This window comes from Paenibacillus melissococcoides (assembly GCA_944800085.1).
In the GTDB taxonomy this organism is placed as follows: Bacteria; Bacillota; Bacilli; order Paenibacillales; family Paenibacillaceae; genus Paenibacillus_B; species Paenibacillus_B melissococcoides.
The window spans coordinates 238,052-255,138 of record CALYLO010000008.1 but is presented as its reverse complement, the minus strand read 5'-3'; the positions used below and the strand labels follow the sequence as shown (position 1 = coordinate 255,138).

Genomic DNA, 17,087 nt, shown 5'->3' with positions numbered 1-17,087 from the left:
CCCCGCCAACGAACGCAGCCCCGAAGGACATTTCCCCTCGGGGCCCGCATGGCGATGTATCGTTCCGTTAGAGCGAGCGGACGGCTCCTCCGTCGGCCAGCAGCGCCTGGCCGGTCATATAGCTGTTCGCCGGCGAGGCGAGGAACGCGATCAGCGCCCCCATCTCCTCGGGACTGCCGTAGCGGCCGACAGGGATGCGGCGGCGCTGCTCCTCCGCGATCTCGCCAACCTCCACCTGCCGCGCCTCCGCGGCCAACTCGTCCAACTGGATGACGCGATCGGTCGCGAAGCGGCCCGGACCGACCGTATTGATTAAAATATTGTCCCGCGCCAGCTCCGGAGCCAGCGTCTTGGCGAGACCGAGCACGCCGACCCGCAGCGTGGAGGAGACGACGAGATTCTCGATCGGCTCCTTATGCGCGGAGGAGGTCACATTGACGATGCGCCCGAACTTCCGGGCGCGCATATAAGGAAGCACGGCGCGAATGGAACGGATATAGCTGAGCAGCGTCAGCTCGAAGCCGTGCTGCCAGGCCGCGTCGTCAATCTCGTCGAAGGTTCCCGGCGCCGGCCCGCCGCAATTGTTGACCAGAATGTCGACGGTGGCGTGCCGCTCCACGGTGACGGCCACGATGCGTTCGATATCTTGCGGGCGGGTAATATCCGCCACGACGGCGAGCGGCCGGCTTCCTGTCCGTGCCTCTATCTGCCCCGCCGCCGCGCGAACCGTCTCTTCCTGGCGCCCGACCAGCGTCACGCTCGCCCCTTCCGCCGCCAGCGCGGTGGCCGCCGCCAATCCCAAGCCTTTGGATGAGGCCAACACGATAGCCGTCTTGTCCTGCAGTTGCAAATCCATACTTACCCGACTCCTCTCCTGTAAAATGCGGCAAGTCTGCCGAACGGCGCGGCAGATTCAACATGAGCCTACGATGTTCTTACCGACATTATACCAAATTCAACCACTTTCTTCGCAATCCTCCTCTCGGGTTGTGCTATGATAATTGTGCTATGATAAGGAACTGGACCGACCGTGGCCCGGACCGCCGCGGCGCTCCGCAAGGAGGGATTCGACGATTTGAACGCGTTCACGCTGAAGCTGCTCGCGCTCGCACTCATGCTGCTCGATCATATTCATTTTTATTTCCCGGATTCTCCCGACTGGTTCCATAGCGTCGGGCGGCTGGCCGCCCCGGTCTTCTTCTTCTTCGCGGCGGAAGGCTACGCCCATACGCGCGACATCCGGCGCTATATGCTGCGCATGTTCGTCTTCGCTCTGGCGATGGCGGGCGGCAGCGAGCTGCTGACATTTGCGATGCCGGGCGGGACGATCGACAACAACATCTTCCTCTCGCTCTTCGCCGCGCTCGTGCTGATGGCAGCGTTGGACTGGGCGAGATCGTCAGGCCAGACGACGGGCGGCATCCTGATCTGCGGCACCATTATGGGAGCCATGTTCTTCGTCGAGTACAGCTTGCTGGCGGTATCGATGGCGCTCGTCTTCCATCTGCTTCGGGGCACCAAAGCGATGATTCCCGCGTATATCCTCTCTTCTCTCGTGTTCTCGCTCGCCCCGTACGCCAATCTGCACGGAGAGGAGATGTGGACGGCCCATTACCTGTTCGCGGTCAATCCGCAGTGGATGATGGTCTTCGCGATCCTATTGATACTGGCCTATAACGGACAACGAGGCCCGGACCAACCGTGGGCCAAATACTTGTTCTATTTGTTTTATCCTCTGCATGTATGGATGCTGTATGCCATCAGTTGGCTGGCCGCGGCATAGGACGGCATCGTTATCGATCAGACATTTAGCGTGTCTATATAAGGCAGTGAGCATAAAATTATATAACTCGCCAAACGATCGATCGTGCATATTTGCTTCTTTGCGAGAAGATTGGAGTAACATGAATTGTTTGAGGGAGGAGATGCATTTGAAAAATAGAAACTATATCAAAAACTTTAGCTATCTTGTATTCATTTCAATCCTTTTTTATGCGGAACAAAATTACTGGAAAATCATCACTTGCAAGCGCAATGAACGTTTGTGTTTAGCTTAATATATATAACAATTGTAACGATTGTGTTTTTTGGAGGCATAATCAGTCTAATCTAAGGTAAAATAGTCCTGCTACCGATAGAATGTAAACATAACTATCAAGGAGAGAGCATATGAAAAGCAGGTTTTCAATCGCAATCGGGGCTGCCCTGCTTCTTACTGCTTGTGCAACCGGAGCGTTGGCCGCCGGCTCGTACAAGCTGATCGTGGACGGGAAGAAAATCGATGCGGATATCCGGGACATCAACGGAACCGTCTATGTGCCGCTGCGCACCGTCTCGGAAGCGCTTGGGGCCGACGTACGCTATGACAAGACAAGCCATACGATCACGCTCCACTCGTCTCCGCGCGCCATGCCGGCTCCGCAAGACGCCGCAGCCGAATCGCGCAGGGCTTCCCGGCAGCACCCGGCTTCGCTGGGCGAGACGGTTGTCTTTGCTGCAGGCACCGGAGCCGCTGAGACGGCGACAGGAAGCATTACCGTCGAGGAGATTGTGAGAGGGAAGGAAGCATGGGAACAAATGTACGCGGCGAACCGCTTCAATAAAGCGCCGCGCAAAGGCTATGAATACATATTGGCCAAAGTGACCGTCAGCATCGACTCTCATGCCACCCCGGATGCGGCGGTCGACGTCAACGCGTTCGACTTCACCCTGGTCTCTTCCGACGGAGCCGATTATCCTGCGGTGGCGGTCGTCACCCCGGATCCTCCGCTCCGGACGAAGATATATGTCGGCGGAACCTATACGGGATGGGCCGCCTTCCAGGTCAGTCAAGACGACGCGGAGCCGCTCATCGCGAACGGCCGCAAAGCCGACGGCACAAGCGGCCTGTGGTTCAAGACCGTTCCATAGAACGGCGCGGCCGCAGCATCCCTGGCTTAGGGAGGCTGCGGCCGTTTGCGTCATGCCTATGGCAGCTTTTTCAGCTCGATGGTCTCCCGGTCTTCTTCTTCCTTGCCGTCGTCGGTCAGGCCGCGGGTGGAATTGCGGAATTCCCGCAGCGTGTCGCCGAACGCGCGCCCGAGCTGCGGGAGCTTCGCCGGGCCGAAGAGCATCAGCGCCAGCATCAAAATAATGACCAGGCCGGAAATCCCGATATTGTTCAGCATGGGGGGCCACCTCCTTCCTGGAAGATGTGAGGGCTACGGACTGGCAGACGAGGCCTCCAGCCGGCGGGAATAGGCAGCGGACAGAAAAATGCTCAGCTCGAACAGCGCGATCAGCGGGATGGTCACCGACAAATGGGAGACGACATCAGGCGGCGAAATGCACGCCCCGGCAATCGTCAAGCCGAGATAGGCGGGCTTCCGGACGCGGCGCAGCCTATCCGGCGTAATCAGCTCCAGCCGGGTCAAGAACAGGACCACGACCGGCATCTCGAAGGCGATGCCGAGCGGGAAGACGATATTGAACATCAACGTGAAATACCGGTCGATGCCGTACATCTCCGCCGCCCCGATGCTGCGGTTCATCTGCATCAGAAATTCCAGCATCATGGGAAACACCACATAATAGCTGAAAGCAACCCCCAAAAGGAACATCAGGAAGGAGGCGGGCACATAAGCCAGCGCCGCCCGCGCTTCTTCTTCCGTCAATCCCGGCCGGACGAACGCCCATAGCTGATAAAAGAGGACCGGCAGCGACAACAGCACGGCGAAGAGCAGAGCGCATTTCATATAAACGAACAGCCCGTCCGTGAACGCGAACACGTTCCATTGAATCCCGAGCCGGGCTGGCCTCGATTTCAACAGAAGCAGCAGCCGCGACGATAAGCAGAGCCCGACGCACAGCATCGCAAGGAACCACGATGTGAACACGATCAGCCGTTTGCGCAGCTCCGTCAAATGCAGAATCAGCTCTTCCTGATTATTCATTCGCTCTCGCCCCCTGCCGGACAAGATGAGGATGGGAAAGGTTCCGCATTTACGCCAGCGGCCCTTCCTGCTTCATATATTTGAGAATGCCTTCTGCCGCGCGATAGGCAAGCGCGCCTACGGTGGCGGTCGGGTTGTACCCGCTGTTATGAGGGAAGGCCGACGCGCCGACGACGAACAGATTATCCACGTCCCACATTTGCAAGTAATTATTGACGGCGGAGGCGGATGGATCGCTTCCCATAATGACGCCCCCCGTATTGTGCGTCGATTGGTAAGGCACGATATTGTACGGGGCAAGCTGCCCGTTCGAGCCGATTTTGCTCGGCTTCATCTCCTGCATAATCTCCTTGGATTTGGCCGCCATGAACTTGACCAGCTCGCGATCCTGATCCTCGAAATCGTAGGTAATCCGGATCTGAGGAAGACCATAGGAATCCTTGTAGGTCGGATCCAGGTCCAGATAATGATGCCGCCACGGCATATTCGCCCCCTGCGGAGCGATCGACAAGGTCCGGTACGCATAGTGGATCGAGGCTTTTTTGAAATCCTTCCCCCAGGACGGAACGCCTTCCGGCGTCGAATTGTTCGCGATCGGGCGAAGTCCGGTCTGAGACAGGCGAATGCCCGCTCCATGAATGAAGTTGACATCGCTATGATCGAAGTTGTCGCCATTCAGATCGTCCACCTCGATGCCCAGCGCTCCGGCGCCCGCATAGGTGTTGAACTCGCGGTCCTCATAGAAGCCGACCGCGGCCCCGCCGTTCACCTGGTACGCATAGTTGCGGCCGATGACTCCCTGCCCGGTCTCCGGATCGTAAGGCGTCCCCAGATTCGACAGCAGAAGCAGCTTCACGTTATTGAAGACATAGCTGGCCAAAATAACGACATCGGCCGGCTGAATGAACTCCTTGCGCGTCACGGTATCCACGTAGACGACGCCCGTTGCTTTCTTGCCGCTATGTAAAATCTCGGTCACGTTGGAGTTCGTCCGGATTTCCAGATTCCCCGTCTTCTCGGCGACCGGAATGACCGTCACCACCGGATCGGCCTTCGCTCCGTACTCGCATCCGAAGCGCTCGCAGAAGGCGCAATATTGGCAGGCTGCCCGGGCGATGCCGTCCGGATTCGTATAGGCTTGAGACAGATTCGCAGACGGCATCATGTACGGATGATAGCCCAGCTTTTTGGCGGCTTCCTCGAACATCGTGATCGCCGGCGTCTTTTTCATGGGCGGCGTCGGGAACGGGTTAGAGCGATGGCCGACCATCGGATTCTGCTCCTGCTCCCCGGAGATGCCCGCCATTTTCTCGAACTTGTCGAAATAAGGCTCCAGCTCATCATAGGTAATGCCCCAGTCCTGAATGGTCATGCCGTCCGGAATCTTTTTCTTGCCGTAGCGTTCCACCGTCTTCGTGTAAATCTCGAAATCATACGGCAAAAACCGGAAATGTTGGCCGTTCCAATGGATTCCGGCGCCGCCCAGGCCATCTCCCATCAGGAAGGAGCCGTAGCTTCGCATCGGCAGCGCCCGCTGGCTTTGTTTGTTGCGGAACGTGACCGTCTCCTTGGACAAGTCCTGCATCAGTTCATAACGCTGAGCGTAGCGCAGCTCATCGTGGACCATGAAATAGTCTTCGGTTTTGCGGCTTTTGCCCCGTTCCAGCCCAAGCACCTTGATGCCGGCCTTGGTCAGCTCGGAAGCGATGATGCCCCCCGCCCAACCCATGCCGACGATGACGACGGGCACTTTCGGTAACTTCGTTGCCATTGCATCGCTCTCCTTACACGGTTAGGAATGTTGGGTCATATGGCTGTGCAAGCTTTGCGGTTCCATCTCAACGAAATCGGGCTTGTCGATAATATTGAAATAACTCATCTGGTTGCCCGGGTAGCGTCTCATTCTCCATCCCATCATATTTTTGTTCCCGCCGTAGAGCGGATCGGCATAGACGCCTTCGAGCGTCAGCGCGCGCAGCATTTTGAAGAAAGCCCCCGTCGTCTCTCCGTTATCAAGGAGAGCGTCCTTCCCGGACTCGAACGCCTTGAGCACATCATCCTGCTGACTCTCTTCCAGCTCGGTGAAGGTCTTGCCGTAATGCTTCGTGCTGTACTTCTCCAACGCGTCCAATCCGAGCGTGAACAGTTCATGATGCTTGATGCTCGGGAATCCGCCTTGCGTCGGCTCGCCCTTGAAAAACGGCCCTTGCATATATTCGCGGGCGTTAATGCCCCACTGGCCTGCAAGCTGGTGATCGATATAATAAGCAACCCCAAGCTCGGCCGCGCCCGGTCCGATATCGTCTGCGGGGAATATGCGTTCCACGGCGGCTTCCGTAAGCCGGAATTGCCGCTGATTGAAATACATCAGTGCCTGGTTATGATCCGGAGCCTGCTGTGGCGCCGGCTGATTCGGAGCAGGCTGCGTCCCGGCGCCCGGCCGGAAGGAACGATCGATCACCGCTCCTACCACACCCCCGACTACGGCACCGCCCAGCGCCGCCCCGGACACCTTCAGAAATTGGCGGCGCGATTGGTCGCGGGCCTGCCCCTGCGGTCTGTTGTTCCGGGTGCTGCGTTTTTCCGCCACGTTCATCCTCCCTTTTATTATAAGTTGTTTGAATTTGACAGGTTTCCTTAATGTACGCTTACTATTTCCGTTCGCGGGAACAATATGCATATCCGTCACGGCTTGCCGGCTGCCGCCCAACCGGTTATGACGGCATGAAAAAGGAGCGGAGAGAACCTGCATCTCCACTCCTTCATGCCGCATGGCCCGGACGGCGGCATCCGCTTATTTTTTGGCGGAGAGCCACTCTACCAACGCGCTAATCTCATCCTCGCTCAATACTCCCTCGAACGCATTCATCCCGTTGCCGCCCTGATGGATGATGGTCGAGATTTCTTCCGGGGTGTGAGTCGCCCCCACCTTTTGGAGGTTCGGCCCGACTTGTCCCTCCAGATTGGCGCCATGGCAGACCAGGCAGTTCTGCTTATAGACCGCCGCCGCATCTACGTTAGTAGCAGGGGTCGTCTCCGCTGGGGGTTGGCCTTGATTCTGTCCTTGGTCCTGCCCCTGATTCGTGCCTGCTTCCTGTTCATTCGAAGAAGCGCATGCGCCCAGTCCGATCGCAAGAACCAAAGCAGCGATCATCATGGTCATTTTTTTGAACATAGCTTCATCCACCTCTTATTCATGCCGGGAATACCGTTAGCATTCCCACTCGTTGTCTGTTCATGTATCTCGCGTTTCACCGAATTAAATTGTACACAATTTAATTGACCGCTATTTTTAAACATGCTATAAACAGGGTAGTAAGTTGAGACGTTACTTTTCTTAAGTAAAGGAGCGGATGGGTAATGACAACGGTATACGATTTTACGGTGAAGAAGCCGAATGGCGAATTAACGCCCTTGCGGGATTACGAGGGGCAAGTGCTCCTTATCGTCAACACCGCGAGCAAGTGCGGATTTACGCCGCAATTCAAGGAGCTGCAAGCCTTGTATGACAAGTTCAAGGATCGCGGCTTCGCCGTGCTTGGATTTCCGTGCGCGCAGTTCGGCAATCAAGAGTTCGAGAAGACGGAGGAGACGATGGAGTTCTGTCAGGTTAATTACGGCGTTACCTTCCCGATGTTCGCGAAGGTGGATGTGAAGGGGCCTGAGGCCGATCCGTTGTTTGCCCATCTCACACATGAGAAAAAAGGGCTGTTAGGCAGCACCGAGATCAAGTGGAACTTCACCAAATTCCTCGTCGGCCAAGACGGGCGCGTCGTGGGCCGGTATGCTCCGCAGACGAACCCGGCCAAGCTGGAAGACGAGATCGCGGCTTTGCTCTAGCGGGGCCGAAGTTAGGAGTGGTTGCGATGACGACATCCCATCCCCTGCCGCCGGATGAGCGGCTGAAGCTGGATAATCAGCTCTGCTTCGCCATCTATGCGGCTTCCCGGGAATTGACGAAGCTGTACCGGCCGCTGCTGGAGCGGCTGGAGCTCACCTACCCGCAATATCTCGCCCTCCTGGCGCTGTGGGAACATGACGGCATGACCGTGAAGGAATTGGGTCTCCGCTTATATTTGGACTCCGGAACGCTGACGCCGATGCTGAAGCGCATGGAGCAGCAAGGGCTGATTCGCCGGGCTCGCGCCGCAGAGGACGAACGCAAGGTCATCCTCTCGCTGACCGGCAAGGGCCATTCCTTGAAAAAGGAAGCAGCCTGCATCCCTGCCCAATTGGCGGAGCTGGCTGATGGCGCCCGGCTGGATCCGGGACGCCTGCTGCACGACATCCGCGCGCTGCTGGAGCATTTGTCGCAGCATCCTCCGCAGCGGGGCGAATGACGGTTTGACTTTTGGATAGAATATTCTATAATAATATCAATCATGATACAGCCATCACGCCAATGAAGAGCATCCAACTCGGAGGCGTTCTCGACCGGATATGGGCGGCTTTTGGTGCCGGCCTCTGTCTCTAAGTGAACCGGGGCCGCCCGTTATCGCGGAACCAAGGGGATTCTCCGTCGCCTGCGCTTGAGCGCGAACGGGAATCAAGTTGGGTGGCACCGCGAGCTAGCGCTCCTCGTCCCAATCGGATGAGGGGCGCTTTCTGTTTATTTTCGGTAGAACGAAGGAGATGTGACGTATGCTGGATATCAAATGGATTCGCAGCCACCCGGATTTGGTTCAAGAGGCCGCCCGGGTCAAAGGAATGGAGTTCGACGTGAATGAACTGCTTCGATGGGATGAAGCGAGAAGGGCGGCACTCCAGGAGGCGGATGCGCTCCGCCAAGCCCGTAATGAGGCATCGGCCCGCATCGCGGCCTGTCTGCGCGATGGGCGGCGTGACGAAGCCGAGACGCTGAAGGCGAGCGTGCGGGAGATGAACGAGACGCTGGAGCGTCTGGAACGGGAGCTGGGCGAGGCGGAGCGGGAGTACCGCCGCTGCATGCTGCTCGTTCCGAATCTGCCGGCGGCGGATTCACCGGTCGGCGCTTCGGACGCCGACAATGTGGAGGTGCGGCGCGTCGGCGATCCGCCCCGCTTCGACTTCGACCCGCTTGACCATGTCGAGCTCGGCGAGCGGCTCGGCCTGATCGATACGGAGCGGGGGGTGAAGGTCGCGGGCTCGCGCAGCTATTACTTGCGGGCGGCCGGCGTGCTGCTTCATCGGGCGGTGCAGCAGATGGCGCTCGATCTGCTCGCCGACCGCGGCTTCACGCTGCTGGACGTTCCGCTCCTCGTGCGGGAGGAAGCGCTCGTCGGCACCGGCTTCTTCCCGCTTGGCGAGGAGCAGACGTACGCGCTGCCCGAGGACGGCCGCTGGCTCGTCGGCACGTCGGAGGTCAGCCTCGCCGCCTATTACAGCGGCGAGATCGTGGACGTCAGCGAGCCGATCCGGCTGGCCGGGGCCTCGTCCTGCTTCCGCCGCGAGGTTGGCTCGGCCGGCCGGGATGTGCGCGGACTGTACCGGGTCCACCAGTTCGCCAAGGTGGAGCAGGTCGTCCTGACGCGCAGCGATCCGGCGGAATCGAACCGGATGCTGGAGGAGATGGTCGCCCACGCCGAGGATATCCTTCAGGCCTTGGAGCTTCCGTACCGCGTCATGGACGTCTGCACCGGCGACATGTCGCAGAAGACCTATAAGCAGTACGATATCGAGACGTGGATGCCCGGGCGCTCCGCTTACGGCGAGACCCACTCGGCCTCGAATCTGCTCGACTTCCAGGCGCGGCGGCTGCAGATCCGCTACCGGGACGAGGATGGCGCGCTCCAGTACTGCCATACCCTCAACAACACGGCCGTCGCCAGCCCGCGCATTCTGATTCCGCTGCTGGAGAATCATCAGCAGGCGGACGGTGCGGTGCGGATCCCGGAAGCCCTGCGTCCATATATGCGCGGAATGGATCGCATCCAATAAGCGCGCCATGCACAGCGGCAGCCCCCGAACGGGAGGCTGCCGCTTTTTTGCTAGTCGGGTTGTGGGGTTGAATCCTAGCTTCCGCCCTTGCCCGCACTCTTGTTCTCGCTGTTGCTGTCGGCCTTAGTTGCGGTCTTGCTGGCGGATGTGCCGGTCGTTTTGCTGGCGGTCTTATCGCTGCCTTGGGCGGGGGCCGCATCCTTCCGCTTCTCGCCGGCAATGGCCGTCACCGCGTCCGCGGAGGTCCGCAGCGAGCGCTTGACTTCGAAGGTACCCAGTTCGGTCGCCTTGCCATCCTTGTCAATCTTGCCGTATTTCACGGTGTCCTGAACCGGGAACGTATGCTGAAAATAGATCAGCGCCTCCTCCCCTTCGGGCCGGGTCCCGCTCTCCTCCAGATAGGTGTCCGGATTGGCCGTCGTCCGTCCCTGCCATAAGACCTCCGCCAAGCCGTCCTCATTTACGGCGATGTAGCTTTTGACGTCCTTCACCGTAGAGTAGTAGCGCAAAGCCTCTCCTTCCGGGAACTCGATCTTGACCTCGAAGCCTTCGGCCCGATACGGCAGCTCCCGATTCGGGAAGACGGAGGGGAGGAGCAAGGCCTCCTTCCGCGCCTCCTCCAGCCCTCCGGTGCGCAGCACCTCATCCCGCCCCACCCGTTCCGGCGTCCGGATAATCGCCGTCCGCTTGCTGTTGTTCCATTCCACCTCGCCGCCGAGCGCCTCGCTCACGAAGCGGAGCGGCACATACGTGTGGCCGTCCATGATTTTGACCGGGGCCGCAAGCTCCACTTTCTTGCCGTTCACCCAAGCGACCGTCTTATCCGCGATCAGCTTCACGGCATTCGTCTTGCCCTTGGAAAAGACCCATACCGTCTTGGATTCGGCATCCCATTTGTACGTAATCTCCTGCTCGTTCGAGTTGCCGAAGTAACTGTAATCGTCAAAAGCAAACAACGGAACCATGATGTAATTGCGCTCCCATCTCCATTCCGTTAGCTGAAATCCGTTCAGGTAGACGTCGGCCTTCCCCCCGGCCGCCGTCTTGCTGGCCGCTTCCGCGTTACCCGGCCCCGACAGTAACTGGAATCCCAATCCGATGACCAGACATAATCCGGCAAGCATCCATTTGCGCATCGTTTCCTGCTCCTCTCGCATTCGATGTAGGTCCTGGTCGTGCTTCTATTAAAGGGATTCGCTATCGATTCGACTGAACCCTTCTTCCAGATGCTGCAATCGGCGAAGAATTGAGGAAAATGTCGAGGATCAGGGGGGAATGACACTCCGGAGCGCGGAAAAAAGCTGCAAAACTACAGTATTTCTTGAGGTGGTAGTGGCGTGCAGGGGGAGTCCTGCAAATCTGCATCAATTGTCGGAGGATCACGATTATTCCTTCGTGTATGGAGGAAAATGATGTAGTTTACCAGGAATTCTTGTTGAATTTACGTTGCAGCCAGATAAATCCTGCACTTTTTCAGTTTTGCTCCTGGGCATTACGAGAAATAAGCTTTATGTTACTTGTTCATTAGGCCAATCGTAAGTGAAAGTTCTATTCAATGAACTTCCATCCTATGGGAAGCTTTCATTAATCCCGCTGACTAGCTATGAAAATTAGAGTATTCCTGTGATTGCTATCATAAACTCATATAAAAATGACATCAAAGCAGGCCGGATCTGCTCCGGCCTGCCTGCTTTCCCCATAGTAACCTCTTATCGCTTACTCCGCTGCGGGCTTGTTCTTCAAACCTAGCACTTCCAAGCCATAGATGCGCGCGGCCGTATCTCCGCCCTGCGTCGGCTTCTGCACGAGCAGACGGACATAGCGTGCCTCGGTCTTCGCGATGGCGTGCTTGCTCGTCGCCTTGTCGTTGTCGGTCACGGTAACCGCATCGCTCCAGTTCTCCCCGTCCATGCTCAGTTGGATCTTGAATTCGCGCGTGTTGAAGGCAGGAGATTCGCCCCCTGCTTCGGCATGGTGAACGACGAACTGGGTAATCTCATGCGCCTGCCCCAGATCGACCTTCAGCCAATGCTCGCCGCTGCCGACAGCGCACCACTTCGTGCTCATATCTCCGTCGACCGCAAACTGCGGCGCTTCGCTGTCATTAACGAAGCTGGACGCCTCCGTCTTCGCCCCGATCGCCAGATCCTCCGAGCGGAATGCCGCCTCTTTGGATACCGTAATGAGCTTAGACTTCGTCATTACGTCTTCGCCGGCCGCGTTTTTGGCCTTCAGTGTAATCTCATACGTTCCTTCTTCCGCATAGCTCACCTGCGGATGGCGTTCCGTGCTGGAAGCCGGCGTGCCGCCCGGGAAGCTCCACTCCCATTCTGCCGTAACCTCGGACGATTTGTCCGTCAACTGCACGGCTTCTCCCGGCGCCACGAAGGTCTTGTCGGCCTCGAAGTCCGCCTTCGGCGCCGGATAGGCCGGCCATGCGAACGATATCGCCGCCGCGCGGCCTTGGTCGTAGTGGCGGTTCACCGGCACGACCGCCAGCTTCGTCTCCTCCTCCATGCCGCTGCGCTTCATCTCGGACACATAGTAGTAGTTGTTGCCTGTCGCTCCGACGAACTCGCGGGAGCCGTCCGGCAGGACGCGGTATACTTCGTAGAGCATCGCATCGTCGCCGAGCGGGGTCCAGGTCAAGCGCGCATCGGCATAAATGCCGTCGCGCACATCGTTCTCAATCAGCTTCAGATCGGAGACTTGCCCCACAGCCGCCGCCTTGTCGTTCCGATCGCCAATCTGGAGCCGGCCGATGTTGACCGCGTACAGATTGTCTCTCGCCTTGCCTTCCACTTGAACCGAGACGCCGACGATCTTCTGGCCGGCATATGGGCTCAAGTCGTAGACGGCACGCGTCCAATCGCCATGAACCCCGGCTTCTTCGGCGGAAGCCGGCTTTACGATCTTGTACTCGTCCGGCGCTCCCTCCAAGGCTACGCCGATGTTGATGCCCGCCGCTTCGCGGTCATTGGATTGATAGATGAGCGACATTTGCAAGGCGGACGTCGCCGCGATGTCGGTCTTGAACAGCTTTACGTTCGTTGAAGCCCCCGGAGCGACCGTCCCGAACAGTCTCAACGAGCTGCCGCCGTAGAAGGAAGTGCCGAAATCGAAGCTAGGCTTCAGCTTCTGGCCCTGCTCGTCTACCATCCAGCGCCAGGTCGGCAAAATATCCTGAAGGCTCCGGTTGAACCATTCGCGGTCGCGCATCTTTTTCCCGTTCACGCTGAATTGCTTCCCGTTCCCCGTATTGAAATGCGTAATAAAATCCGCCTTCGTAATCACCGTCTTGTCCACGATATCATGAGCAATGCCGCGCCATGCGTTGCCCTGCGCCTTCGTATTCGACGGGTCCATGTTCTCCCCGACCCAGAGCTTCTGCTCCTTCTCCATGAAATCCTGATTCGTCTTCGTCGTATTGAACGCCCAGTCCGGACGATACAGGCCGAGCGAAGTTACGGCCGTGCCGTCTTCCGGGAACAATACCGGGAAGTTGTATTTGCCCTGGTACCCCCCGCCGCCTTCCAGATCCATGCCCGCATAGAGCTCATACGGATCGCGCTTCAAGCTGTCGGCCAGCTTGGGCGAGTTCTGGAATGGCGTGACGTAATCATATTGGCCTTCCTTTTTGAATTGCCAGCGGAAATCGATGAACATCTGATCCGCGACCCGCTCTTCCCCGTCCTGGAAGAACATGACGTTCTTGTCCGTCAAGGCGCCCTGCCATTTGACAGGCCCTTCCTTAATCATCGAATCGTACCAGATGATTTCCATATGGGACGGCTTCTTTTTTTGGAGATATTTCAAAAACTGCTGCATAAGCTGCGCATCTTCCGGCGTCGCCCCCTGCGTCTCCTGGTTGATGAACCACCCGTCGAAGCCGTAATACGTGGCGACTTCAATCAGCTTATCCGCCACCGGGAACGATCCGTCCTCCTTCTGCTGCACCAGATCGCGCAGCCATTCGATCTTGCCGCCATGCTCCTTCTGCGGCAGGAAAACGGTTCCATATACCGGAACGCCGTTCTTATGCCCTGCATCGATGACGTCCGCGCTCGGAGGAACAATCAGTCCCTCCCCTGCCGAACCGCCCCACATAATGAGCTTGTCCACATACTGCCAGTAGCTGAACGCATAGCCATGGAACTGATCGTTCCCTTGCGACGGCGCGCCGCTCGTGCTTTTGTACATGGACGCGAGCGCCATGACCTTCGGCTCCGTCTTGGCATTCGGATTCACCTTGTAGCCCTGCACCCGTTCGGTATTCAGCTTCACCGAGCCGCGGTTGAATGGCGCATCCTTGTCTGTCTGCGGCGACCATTCCAGCAGCGTGTCCGGATACCAGTAGGATGAATGCGGCTGCGCGGCATAGGCTTGTCCGGCCCATCCGGTGAGCGCTCCGGCGATCATCGCCGTGCTCAGCAATACGGCAAATTTACGCTTCATATTGCTGCGGGACAGAACGGTTGGTATTAGGCGTTTCATAAAAAATCCCTCCAAATGGTCCATTATGTATACTAATGATTTTTTCGCCACGGCCGCTTGAGCCGGAGCGAAAAAGATAACGCTTCCACACAACGACAAGTCCATTGTAAACGTTTGCGCCGCAAAAAAAAGGGCAATTATCCCCAATTGGACAATCGCCTTTAATTAATCTCCCGAACCTTTAATTATTCCACTACTGGGATTTCCGGATTAACCTCTTAATGGTACGGCGCACCGGTTTGCAGCGGCAGCGCCAAGCCGCAGCGACGCTTACTACACTTGCAACGCTTGACGCTTGCGACGGAATGCCAGGATGCATGTCCCCTATCGCTTGAACATGCTCTTCAGCATCCACTTCCGTTCCTCCCGCTTCTTGTAACGCGGCAGCGAGCGATAAATCGCGACAGCCTGGTGCCACGCTTCCCGGGCTTCCTCCTTCCGGCCAAGCTGCTCGTACAGCTTGCCGAGCCGGTAATACGATTCGCAGGATGACGAATGAACCTCCTGATAAGCTTGCAAAGCCTCAATCGCCCGGTTCTTGTCCGTCTCCGCATACAAGGAAGCGAGCCGCAGATGCGGCTGGCCGTATTTGACCCGGGGGTTCAGCTCCAATGCCTTCCTGATCGCGGCTTCTCCCCGTTCCGGATCGCCGGTATGCAGCCAGCAGGTTCCGAGATCATCCCAGAATTCGGCCGAGTGCTCCATCGTCTCCTGCAGCGGCTCCAGCCATTGTCTCGCTTCCCGGCAGGCTCTGCGCTCGATCAGCAGCCGGGCCAGCTCCATCTTCGCGGACACATCATGCGGGTTGGCGCCGATCTGCTGCTTCAGCTTCCCGATCCGGTTCCTTCGCTTCAGCGGCTTGAACAAGCTCGGCGAGAGCCCGACAAAGCGCCGATCGAGCACATATAGAATCAGCAGCAGCACGATGATGGCTGCAATCGGATTGCCCAATAGCCAAAATAACATGCCAAAGGCCAAAAATTTGCTCACGTTCACATCCACCTCTACTAATAATGATCCGAGTATACCATAGACTGGGCCGCACATACCTGTCCATCCCTGCTTCCCGGCTTGTCCGATGCCGTGAATTCGGCTGCGGCTTGCGGTGGAAGGAGATCGCGATTGATTCTCCCGTGGCGGGAAGATTACGGCTCCTTCCCTGCTGATTTACGGTACCGGGGATAGACTATTCCGAAGCGGGTGTTCAAGCAATACCGGCGGAAGCTGTCCCATGCGAAGGCAGAAGCGATCGAAGGGGCGGCCATGTTTTAATGGAGCAATGCCCGGAACGATTGGCGGACTTGCCGGGCTAGTTTTTTCGGAACGGAACGGTGAGACGCTGACTAACCGCTTGCAACCGGTGCGGCGATGGATTCATAATAAGGGGAGCTTGTGACTTATACTACGACTACAAAGAGGAGACACCTATGAGTTCGGAAAAGGAAAAGATGATCCGGGGCGAGCTGTACCGTGCCGGAGATGAAGAGCTGGTGCGCGACCGCGAGCGGGCCAGACGATTGACCCGGCTGTACAATCAGACCGTGGAGACGGACCATAAGGAGCGGACAAGTCTGCTGCAATCGCTCTTCGGGAGCTTGGGGGAAGGGGTCTATATCGAGCCGTCGTTCAATTGCGACTACGGCTACAACATTCATGTCGGAAGCCGATTCTACGCCAACTTCGACTGTGTCATGCTCGATGTCTGCGAGATTCGCATCGGCGACGACTGCTTCCTGGCTCCGGGCGTTCACATCTATACCGCAACCCACCCGCTGGATCCTATCGAGCGCAGCTCCGGGGCAGAGTTCGGCAAGCCGGTGACGATCGGCGATCGGGTCTGGATTGGCGGCCGGGCCGTCATCAATCCGGGCGTGACGATCGGCAACAATGTCGTGGTCGCTTCGGGAGCCGTCGTCACAAAGGATGTCCCTGACAATGTCGTCGTCGGCGGTAACCCGGCGCGCATCATCAAGACGATCGACGTCCAATAGCACCGCCGGACCAGACAGCGGTTCAGCAAGCAGAACAGCCGGATGCGGGCCTCGCGGCTTCGCATCCGGCTGATTTCGAGCGTTCTGGCACGCGATGATGGCCCCTGGTTCCGAAGCTAAGCCTTCATCCCGGTCATGACGTAATATTGTTCAGAAGGAAAAGAGACGCTGATCTCCTTGAAGCCGAGCTGCAGCATCGCATGCAGCAGATCATCGGACACTATCCGGTGAGCGGGCGGCGGGCCTTCCTTCGGCTTCTTCACGTCCCACTCGGCGATCAGCACCCGGCCGCCCGGCTTCAGAATGCGGCGGATCTCCTTCAAGCCCTGCTCTGGCGGCTCCACCTCATGGAGCACGAGCGAGGCGATGACATGATCGGCCGCCCCATCCGGCAGCGGCATGCGTTCAATCTCCCCGAGCTGGCTCTGAATATGGCCGATCCCTGCTTCGCGGGCCCGCTTTTGGAGTTCCTCCAGCATTTGCGGCTCGGCATCCAGCGCAATCACCTTGCCCCGGGTCAGCTTCGCTGCAGGCAGGGTGAAGTATCCTGTGCCTGCGCCGATATCGATGACCGTGTCTCCGTCCTCGATGTTCAATAATGCGACTAGGCGCTCAGGGGGGAGCGATTGACGGCGTTCCGGACTGTCCAGCCTCGCCATGTTCTCCGGGTTGAAGCGACGTTCTGACATTTCTTCTCCTCCTTGACAATCAACCTCATGCGCGGCGTCTCCCCGAGGAAGCCCGCTGCAATTCA

Annotated in this window: 16 protein-coding genes; 6 read left to right on the top strand and 10 right to left on the bottom strand. The window is 57.9% G+C overall.

The window, feature by feature from the left end; all coding sequences use genetic code 11:
• Positions 1-67 precede the first annotated feature (67 nt).
• The gene (locus OCY70_RS26085) at positions 68-856 is read right to left on the bottom strand and encodes an SDR family oxidoreductase (RefSeq protein WP_213429564.1); all 789 of its coding nucleotides are present in this window, start codon (positions 854-856) and stop codon (positions 68-70) included.
• A 174-nt stretch (positions 857-1,030) separates the two neighbouring features.
• Between OCY70_RS26085 and OCY70_RS26080 the strand changes: the two genes are divergently transcribed.
• Entirely contained in the window at positions 1,031-1,783 is a 753-nt protein-coding gene (locus OCY70_RS26080; RefSeq protein WP_249725397.1) for a TraX family protein, read from the top strand.
• A gap of 386 nt (positions 1,784-2,169) precedes the next feature.
• Positions 2,170-2,910, top strand: a complete 741-nt coding sequence (locus OCY70_RS26075) for a stalk domain-containing protein (RefSeq protein ID WP_213429563.1) — start codon at positions 2,170-2,172, stop codon at positions 2,908-2,910.
• A 56-nt stretch (positions 2,911-2,966) separates the two neighbouring features.
• Here the strand turns inward: OCY70_RS26075 and OCY70_RS26070 are convergent, their stop codons facing one another.
• From OCY70_RS26070 to OCY70_RS26050, 5 genes are all read right to left on the bottom strand, one after another.
• Positions 2,967-3,167: a twin-arginine translocase TatA/TatE family subunit gene (locus OCY70_RS26070; protein ID WP_133379962.1), complete on the bottom strand. Its 201-nt coding sequence runs from the start codon at positions 3,165-3,167 to the stop codon at positions 2,967-2,969.
• Between the two features lie 33 nt (positions 3,168-3,200).
• Complete coding sequence (gene tatC, locus OCY70_RS26065) at positions 3,201-3,932, bottom strand: twin-arginine translocase subunit TatC (RefSeq protein ID WP_213429562.1); 732 nt, start codon at positions 3,930-3,932, stop codon at positions 3,201-3,203.
• A 49-nt stretch (positions 3,933-3,981) separates the two neighbouring features.
• A complete protein-coding gene (locus OCY70_RS26060; RefSeq protein WP_213429561.1) occupies positions 3,982-5,703 on the bottom strand; it encodes a GMC family oxidoreductase in 1,722 nt (573 codons plus the stop codon).
• Positions 5,704-5,724: 21 nt separating this feature from the next.
• A complete protein-coding gene (locus OCY70_RS26055) occupies positions 5,725-6,528 on the bottom strand; it encodes a gluconate 2-dehydrogenase subunit 3 family protein (protein WP_249725395.1) in 804 nt (267 codons plus the stop codon).
• Between the two features lie 198 nt (positions 6,529-6,726).
• Positions 6,727-7,107 carry a c-type cytochrome gene (locus OCY70_RS26050; RefSeq protein WP_213429559.1) on the bottom strand — a complete coding sequence of 127 codons (381 nt, stop codon included), beginning with the start codon at positions 7,105-7,107 and terminating at the stop codon, positions 6,727-6,729.
• Positions 7,108-7,292: 185 nt separating this feature from the next.
• Between OCY70_RS26050 and OCY70_RS26045 the strand changes: the two genes are divergently transcribed.
• The 3 genes from OCY70_RS26045 (at position 7,293) to serS (ending at position 9,848) form a co-directional block, all read left to right on the top strand.
• Positions 7,293-7,772, top strand: a complete 480-nt coding sequence (locus OCY70_RS26045) for a glutathione peroxidase (protein WP_213429558.1) — start codon at positions 7,293-7,295, stop codon at positions 7,770-7,772.
• Between the two features lie 26 nt (positions 7,773-7,798).
• Positions 7,799-8,272, top strand: a complete 474-nt coding sequence (locus tag OCY70_RS26040; RefSeq protein ID WP_213429557.1) for a MarR family winged helix-turn-helix transcriptional regulator — start codon at positions 7,799-7,801, stop codon at positions 8,270-8,272.
• Positions 8,273-8,573: 301 nt separating this feature from the next.
• The gene (gene serS / locus OCY70_RS26035; protein ID WP_213429556.1) at positions 8,574-9,848 is read left to right on the top strand and encodes a serine--tRNA ligase; all 1,275 of its coding nucleotides are present in this window, start codon (positions 8,574-8,576) and stop codon (positions 9,846-9,848) included.
• Positions 9,849-9,922: 74 nt separating this feature from the next.
• Here serS and OCY70_RS26030 read toward each other — a convergent pair whose 3' ends face one another.
• The 3 genes from OCY70_RS26030 to OCY70_RS26020 form a co-directional block, all read right to left on the bottom strand.
• Positions 9,923-10,984, bottom strand: a complete 1,062-nt coding sequence (locus OCY70_RS26030) for a copper amine oxidase N-terminal domain-containing protein (RefSeq protein ID WP_213429555.1) — start codon at positions 10,982-10,984, stop codon at positions 9,923-9,925.
• A 580-nt stretch (positions 10,985-11,564) separates the two neighbouring features.
• Positions 11,565-14,342: an endo-beta-N-acetylglucosaminidase gene (locus tag OCY70_RS26025; RefSeq protein WP_213429554.1), complete on the bottom strand. Its 2,778-nt coding sequence runs from the start codon at positions 14,340-14,342 to the stop codon at positions 11,565-11,567.
• A gap of 324 nt (positions 14,343-14,666) precedes the next feature.
• The gene (locus OCY70_RS26020) at positions 14,667-15,332 is read right to left on the bottom strand and encodes a tetratricopeptide repeat protein (RefSeq protein ID WP_213429553.1); all 666 of its coding nucleotides are present in this window, start codon (positions 15,330-15,332) and stop codon (positions 14,667-14,669) included.
• 437 nt (positions 15,333-15,769) lie between these two features.
• Here OCY70_RS26020 and maa point away from each other — a divergent pair, with 437 nt between their 5' ends.
• Positions 15,770-16,333 carry a maltose O-acetyltransferase gene (gene maa, locus OCY70_RS26015; RefSeq protein ID WP_213429552.1) on the top strand — a complete coding sequence of 188 codons (564 nt, stop codon included), beginning with the start codon at positions 15,770-15,772 and terminating at the stop codon, positions 16,331-16,333.
• A 116-nt stretch (positions 16,334-16,449) separates the two neighbouring features.
• Here the strand turns inward: maa and OCY70_RS26010 are convergent, their stop codons facing one another.
• Positions 16,450-17,022 carry a class I SAM-dependent methyltransferase gene (locus tag OCY70_RS26010; RefSeq protein WP_213429551.1) on the bottom strand — a complete coding sequence of 191 codons (573 nt, stop codon included), beginning with the start codon at positions 17,020-17,022 and terminating at the stop codon, positions 16,450-16,452.
• Positions 17,023-17,087 lie beyond the last annotated feature (65 nt).